The organism is Candidatus Synechococcus spongiarum SH4 (assembly GCF_000586015.1).
Lineage (GTDB): Bacteria > Cyanobacteriota > Cyanobacteriia > PCC-6307 > Cyanobiaceae > Synechococcus_B > Synechococcus_B spongiarum_F.
Genome location: NZ_JENA01000244.1, coordinates 1 through 2,389, shown reverse-complemented (window position 1 = coordinate 2,389; position 2,389 = coordinate 1). Strand labels below are relative to the sequence as shown.

At 54.6% G+C, this 2,389-nt stretch carries 2 protein-coding genes; both read right to left on the bottom strand.

Going from position 1 to position 2,389, the window contains the following annotated elements; translation table 11 throughout:
- Positions 1-887, bottom strand: an 887-nt coding sequence (locus BG35_RS12500; protein WP_173399753.1) for a reverse transcriptase N-terminal domain-containing protein, incomplete at its 3' end; no start/stop codon positions are given.
- 767 nt (positions 888-1,654) lie between these two features.
- Positions 1,655-2,389: oxidoreductase dimerization domain-containing protein (locus tag BG35_RS0109170; RefSeq protein ID WP_025782583.1), on the bottom strand; the 735-nt coding region annotated here is incomplete at its 5' end.

Genomic DNA, 2,389 nt, shown 5'->3' with positions numbered 1-2,389 from the left:
TGGTTTGGTTTCAGAATAAAAACCATGTCATCGGCGTACCGAATCCCTGGAGCAGGATAGTGTTTCCATCTCCCGTAAGGCGCGAATCCACCACAATCCTCGATTCCGTTAAGTGCGATGTTTGCTAGCAAAGGACGAATCACCCCACCTTGAGGCGTTCCCCGATCTTGCGATGGATATTCCGTAGGATCACCACCTGCTTTTGGTGCTTTCCACAGACCCTGTTTCAACTCACAAGGAGCTTTTACGCGGCGCATCAATTCGTTGTGGTTTATCCTGTCGAAGCATTTTTCTCTATCCACTTCCAAGATTCTCTTACGGATTCCATTGGCCCTAGAGCTTAACTGACTTAAAATCAGCTTCTGGGCATCCCAATTCTGGGCATCCCAAGGGGAACGTCCAGGACGGAAACCATAAGATCTTGCATGGAAGATGGCTTCGTGGGCAGGTTCAATCGATAGTTTGACTAAGCATTGCCAAGCTCTATCATAGATTGTGAGCATCTTCAACATTCGAGTTCCCTCGGACTTTTTAGGAATGGGGACACTTTTCAGCTTTGAAGATTTCCAGGTTGACACTTGAGTCCGTAGCACAGATTCAAGTTGAAAGCGTTCTTTACAAGAAAGAGACTTCTTCCCATCAACTCCCGCCGTCTTCTTACCAGCATTAAGCTGGGTCACTTGACAGATGGCTAGCAGTCTAGCCGAATAGGATCTACTGATGAGTCTTTGTAAAAACAAGACCGTGGCCTTGTCTTTTCTCCGGGTAGCTTTCCACATTCTAACTTGCAACTTAAACACCCTTCTCCCATGGGCTTTCCAGGGAAGGTTCTTCCATTTCTGGAAGAAAAAATCCGGATTGTTGCATCCTTTGACTTTCGTAGTCATGGCTTTGTGCTGTTTGCTTGAAAGAAAGTGTTCTGATGTCATCGGTGAAGTTACTCACCATCTTACCCCATGTCCAGATTCAAGAGCTTGTCCTCTTACTCCGGTTTCGACCTATCCCGGAGACTGAATCATGGTTTCTACTCGTTCCTTCCTACGATTGTTTGGACGGTTTAGGCCTCACCACTTCCCCCGAACCCACTCCCAGGCAAGCTCACTTTTGGGTGTTAAGCGAACGGGTAGCCAGGACTCTGCTAGGACCTAGTGGGAACAAAAGCCGATTCAACTTGGGAGATTCGTTCTACGAACGATCAGAACTCCCATGACGATGGTTTTAGGAGGCTTTTTCAGGTGATTCCGTAAAGTAGCCATGCCGTCTCCCCATTAGCACTCCTTGGATCCTGTCTGATGCAGGAGACACATCTTGGTATCCACCGATACTAGAGGATGTATCTTTTGTGCCCTGTCGCCAGCTTCGCTCAAAACATTGACAAGCGTTCTTTGCGTGGCCAGATCGGGAGTCGTCTTTGCCCTAGACGGTGGGACTTGCACCCACATCGTAGAAAAGTTCAGGCGCAATCCCTAAGAATGAGCCATTACAACCCGCTCTATCACTGGACTTTTGCACCTGGATGGCTTTTGTTAGGAGTGTTTCCCTAACCTCGGGCCATCAACGAGTCGCACAACAGAGAACCATCCATAAACCTTAACGTTCCCTTGGCCTTGGCTGTGGCCGGGTCAAGCCACCGTCCTGATAGGGCGCCTCGACCTCATCCCATGGTCACAAACTCCTCACTGATGCTGGGATGGAGGGCCATGGTGCGGTCAAAATCCCCCTTGCTGGCCCCCATCCCCAGGGCGATGGCGGCCATCTGAATGATCTCGGCGCTGTGCTCCCCCACCATGTGACAGCCCAGCACCCGCTCCTGGGGCCCCAGCACCAGCTTCAAATGGCAGGGGCTGCCGGTTTTGGGCAGGGCTCGGGACAGGCTGCGGAAACGGGCCTCACACACCCGCGCCTCCTCTCCATGGCGTTGCCTGGCCTCCTCCTCGGATAGACCCACCGTGGCCAGCTCCGGCTGGGTGAACACCGCGCTGGCCACCAGGCCGTGGTCCGTGCGGCGGGGTTTCCCCCCAAACCGGGAATCGGCAAAGGCGCGCCCCTCGTCCACCGCCACGGGGGTCAGGTTGATGCGATCCGTCACGTCCCCCACAGCAAACATGTGGGCCACGTTGGTGCGTTGGTCACTGTCCACGGGGATACGCCCCTCCTCCACCGCCACGCCAGCCGCCTCCAGGTTTAACCCCTCCAGTCGCGGCCTGCGGCCGGTGGCCAGGAGCACGGCGTCCGCCGCCACGCTGCTGCCGTCGGAGAGCTCCACACAGCGGCCCGTGGCAGTGCTGGTGATGGCCTGGGGAGACACCCCCTTGCGCAATATCAGGCCCTTCTCCGCCATGGCCGCCTCCACACTGGCCACACAGCCCCGATCAAACCCCCGCAGCAA